Raw genomic sequence first — 4206 nt, 5'->3', positions numbered from 1 at the left:
AATCATTGGGCTGAACGAAAATAACAATCCAACCGAAAAGATAGCATAAAGCCCAAACAACAAGTCAATCAGTAAATCATGCGTTCGATAAGCTTATCCGATTGAATGTATAAGATTGATAGTCCAGCTAGGGATCCCAGCTTTCCAGCTTCAATGTTGTCCATATACCAGCCCAGAATCATAGGAATGCCTACACTTAATCCTGCGACGATGGGAAGATGCCATTGTCTATTTGATTTATTAAATTTAAAAAACGATTCCATGAGTTATTCTTTTTGACCCGGTTTCTCTAACGAATTAGTTTGTCGCTCTAATTTAAAAACCAAACAAAGGTAATGATGTTTTTATTTCTGATAATTTTCCATTCTCATTTTAGACTTTTGACTGTTTAAACAAAAAGCAGGAAGTTGTAGCTTGTATTTTAATTGAATATTTATAATGGACAGCTTATTGTCAGTCTGCTCTCTTTAGTTTATTTCCGATTACTAATAAAGTTAAACCTATACAGAGGGATAAGATAAAATAGCAGATCGCTAATGTCTGTTGGTCACCGACATTCAATATACTGACCAGGCTGTAGCTGGCAAAAGAAGTCACGATATAAGCCCCGCCACTGGTTAATCCCCCTGCTGCGCCTGCATATTGTGGGAACCGTGTCAAACAATAGGTGAAGTAGATATTGTACATAAATCCCATCAGGAAATGCATTAATAAAGCAAAAAACATCAGAGAAAATAAGCTGTAATACCAGAATGCTGTTGCAGACATCAAACAGGCTAATGTGGCTTGTCCGATTGTTGCTAGCCGTAGTTTTTTTAGCATAGGCTTTGCTAACATAGCTTTACTCAGTAGGCCTCCGAACAGTAAAAATAAGCCAGAAAGAAGAGACATATTTCCGGTCATGACAGGAGAAAATTAAAGTCATGCTCGATCATAAAAGGTGCAGACATCCCAAATACAATAGCCATAGCGTAACTGAATCCCAATAGCACGATGCCCATGCTGAAGTCTTTAGCGCTCAACATCACTTTAAAAGCATTAACTGTACCCGAAATGCGGTAGGGTTTTTGTTCTTTTAGTGTTTCTCCTGTAAACCGGTATTCCAATAGAAACATAATGAGTGCATAAATAGCAAGGAAATAAAAATTTCCTTTCCAGCCAACATAATTTTGCAGAAACCCGCCTAAGAATGGTGCAAGAATGGGGGCGGACGACCATACAATAGATAGTAATGAGGTGTAATTTTTTAATTTGTCACCGTCATAAACATCCACGAGAAAGCTACGTTTGGATACCATAATAATAGAAATGACTAAGCCTTGGATGGCCCGCATACCGATTATAAAATAAATATTGGAAGAGTTGATCAGTAAGATATTGCTCAGGATAAATAGTACTAATGCTAACATGCTTAATCTGTAACGGCCATAACTGTCCACTAAACTTCCTAGAAGAAGTTGTCCCAGTCCATAAAAAATGAGATAAACTGTCAGGGTTAATCGGACACTTGATATGGAGGTTCCCAATCCGGTTACCATATCCGGAAAAGAAGGGATGTAAATGTCCATTGCAAAACCGGAAAGCGGTATAAGCATAAATGTCAAAATAGTACTAATACCTCGTGTTTCTTTTCTTGTCTTCTCATCCTAAAATCATATTATCTTGATCAACCTGTTTCCTTAATGCTGTCAGCAAAATTAAAGGAAGATCGATGTATTAAAAAGACAGGATTCAAAGTTATTTTTACGAAAATCAAACTTGTTTCATAAATCTTTCCCGGTGAATTTTAGGCGTAATAAGCGCATGCTTTTTAAAGAAGGAAGTAAAGTGTTGCGGATATTCAAAACCTAGACCCTGACCGATCTGTCCGATGGTCCAGTCGCTATTTTCCAATAGTTTTTTACCCTCTAATAATAAGCGTTCCTGAATATGTTGCGAAGTCGACTTTCCGGTCATTGCCTTAAGCAGATGGTTGAGATGATTGATATGGGTATTTAAACGATTGGCATAATCAGCAGGACTTTTTAAATACAGAATCTGCTGCGGTGACTCTAGAGGAAACTGATTATTTAATAAGGTGAAAAACTGATGTATTAACCGGTTGCTTGCCGGAATGCGCTGTCCATCGATGGTTTCGCGATGTACTTTGATAACGTTGTAGATAATGAGACGCAGTATGCTGTCAATGATTTCATTCTTAAACATATGTCCATCCATATGTTCTGACGCGAGCCTTTCAAAATAAAAAAAGAGATCCTGGAATTTTGCCTGATCGAGATGGATATAGGTAAACGGTTTCGCTTTCATCTCTTCATGCACACGGTCGAATTCTAGTTTCATTTCTTTGGTTAAAAATGATTCATTGAAAAGGCAGACGTAACCGTCCTGATTTGCAGCGAGTGGTTCCCAGCCATAATTGACTTCTGGGCGTGAGAAGAATATGGTGGGTCGGTCTACTTTTAGCTCACCCTGATCTGTAGTTAAAATTCCGGGATTCTGTGTGAGTGTTATTTTGTAATAGTCTCTGCGTGCATAGGGGAGACTTAGCATACAGCTCTCCGTTTTGATGACATTGAAATGTAAAGCATTCCGTTGAGAATGTATGAGATCTAAAGGAATTTCTTTCTTTATATTGGTATAATAACCTAATAAATTTTCTGTTTTCATCGTTTTAATTAATTACATAATTCAAAGATAGTGATTTGTTTTTCGATGAGGACAGAGTAATTGAAATGTTGTGCGCTTTTTATAGACGCTTACATAGTTTAATTATTTTTTAGGAATAATTTCTATCCATTTTTTTTCAAGTATAGGGTAGCTCCTTTGATTTTGGTTGCATCTAAAAATGTGGCTTGAACAAAGTTCCCGGTGATATTTTTATATTTTAATTTTAGGCCTTTCTCATCCAACCCGCAAATTTCATATTAGGCGCCTAATGGAAGTTTAAAGGGATTGTTCTTAACGTGGTTGGTGGAAATGGATGGTGAAAAAATAGCCTTTTTGAATTGGTGTCAGGTTTTTCATAGCTAAATATACGATAATCAAGTTTCATATTGGCGTGCAGCAATGAGATGCCGCTTTTAACATGAGTATAATGGATTATTAATTTATTCAAGTGTTTTATTTGCTTCCAGTATTAAGTTGTTGATACTTTGGTTAATGGAGCGAATAACGGCTTGTAACTGGTTGATCATAGCCGCTCTGGAGTGTAAATCATCAGCAAAGTAAATGCCTCCATCTGAAAATATAACAGATTGGTTTCCCTGATTTTCGTTGCTATCAAACTGATAATCGATCCATCGTGTTTTGAGATTGTGCAATAGCGAGCTATTACCATCGTTACTAAATTCTTTCTCACTCAGCATATACCAGATAAAAGGTGAAAAGCTTTCATCATTATCATTTTGTCTCCATACATTTCGCAATAGATTATGTGGATGGTTAAACTCGACCTTCTTACCTTTGGGGTTTAAAGTGAAAAAACCAAGTCCACCACCAATTACCCCTCCGGCAATTCCAACAGCATTATTTACATTGTTATTTGTAATTAATGTTCCTGCGATGGCGGCTACGGCACCCAGAGCAATAGATCCTACGACAAGTTTATTGTTTCTTGTATCATTGATATTGTCAATATAACCAGCAACCTGATCAACGCGTTCTGCTTCGCAATCAAGTTCTGCCGCTGTAGCATTGATATCTGATAAAGCCAACAGGAGAACTCTATTTATCTTATCGTTAAGCATAAGCTTACGAATGCTGGCATTGACATTGGTATCACCTTTAAGTTGTCTTAATTCTTTCATCTCTTCAGTAAGTCCGAGCGCGTAGAGCATCAGGACGTTTTGTTTGGAGAAATCGTTGTTTAATTCATCATTGCTAGCGAGTGAATCGATAACCTGATGCGGTAATGTTTGTTCTGCTTTTAAAAAATAAGTTGGAGGAATACAATAACTATCTTTGAGTGTGAGTAGCATAGCGGATTTCTTGTTTACGGAACAAGAAGACATGAACCCAATCAATAATGGATCATAATAATTTTCGATTTATTTGCTAAAAACATAATGGTTCTGATTGGTAAAGTATGGCTGTAGTTAATATAATGAGGTGCGGGTTAATAATGATTGAATATACTGAATCATATGTGTCCTAAATAAATTTTTAGGATTCCGGATTCTGTGTACAAGCATAGCTTTTTCATCATTC

The 4206-nt window shown here is 36.8% G+C and carries 5 protein-coding genes; all 5 read right to left on the bottom strand.

From position 1 onward, the window contains the following. Window positions 1–68: 68 nt before the first annotated feature. Window positions 69–263 carry a hypothetical protein gene (locus L950_RS24330; protein WP_021190523.1) on the bottom strand — a complete coding sequence of 65 codons (195 nt, stop codon included), beginning with the start codon at window positions 261–263 and terminating at the stop codon, window positions 69–71. A gap of 190 nt (window positions 264–453) precedes the next feature. Further along, complete coding sequence (locus L950_RS27370; RefSeq protein WP_156169853.1) at window positions 454–891, bottom strand: hypothetical protein; 438 nt, start codon at window positions 889–891, stop codon at window positions 454–456. A gap of 8 nt (window positions 892–899) precedes the next feature. Further along, window positions 900–1595: an MFS transporter gene (locus tag L950_RS27365; RefSeq protein ID WP_052764511.1), complete on the bottom strand. Its 696-nt coding sequence runs from the start codon at window positions 1593–1595 to the stop codon at window positions 900–902. Window positions 1596–1752: 157 nt separating this feature from the next. After that, entirely contained in the window at window positions 1753–2667 is a 915-nt protein-coding gene (locus L950_RS24320) for a helix-turn-helix domain-containing protein (protein ID WP_021190522.1), read from the bottom strand. Between the two features lie 440 nt (window positions 2668–3107). Continuing rightward, window positions 3108–3977 carry a hypothetical protein gene (locus L950_RS24315; RefSeq protein ID WP_021190520.1) on the bottom strand — a complete coding sequence of 290 codons (870 nt, stop codon included), beginning with the start codon at window positions 3975–3977 and terminating at the stop codon, window positions 3108–3110. Window positions 3978–4206: the final 229 nt, after the last annotated feature.

Source organism: Sphingobacterium sp. IITKGP-BTPF85, assembly GCF_001006065.1.
Taxonomy (GTDB): domain Bacteria; phylum Bacteroidota; class Bacteroidia; order Sphingobacteriales; family Sphingobacteriaceae; genus Sphingobacterium; species Sphingobacterium anhuiense.
This window is presented reverse-complemented; position numbering and strand designations above follow the sequence as displayed.

Bases quoted from the DNA above. Each gene is read 5' to 3' on its own strand.
- L950_RS24315 (WP_021190520.1), bottom strand. From the start codon at position 3,977: ATGCTACTCACACTCAAAGATAGTTATTGTATTCCTCCAACTTATTTT.
- L950_RS27365 (WP_052764511.1), bottom strand. From the start codon at position 1,595: ATGCTTATACCGCTTTCCGGTTTTGCAATGGACATTTACATCCCTTCT.
- L950_RS24330 (WP_021190523.1), bottom strand. From the start codon at position 263: ATGGAATCGTTTTTTAAATTTAATAAATCAAATAGACAATGGCATCTT.
- L950_RS27370 (WP_156169853.1), bottom strand. From the start codon at position 891: ATGTCTCTTCTTTCTGGCTTATTTTTACTGTTCGGAGGCCTACTGAGT.
- L950_RS24320 (WP_021190522.1), bottom strand. From the start codon at position 2,667: ATGAAAACAGAAAATTTATTAGGTTATTATACCAATATAAAGAAAGAA.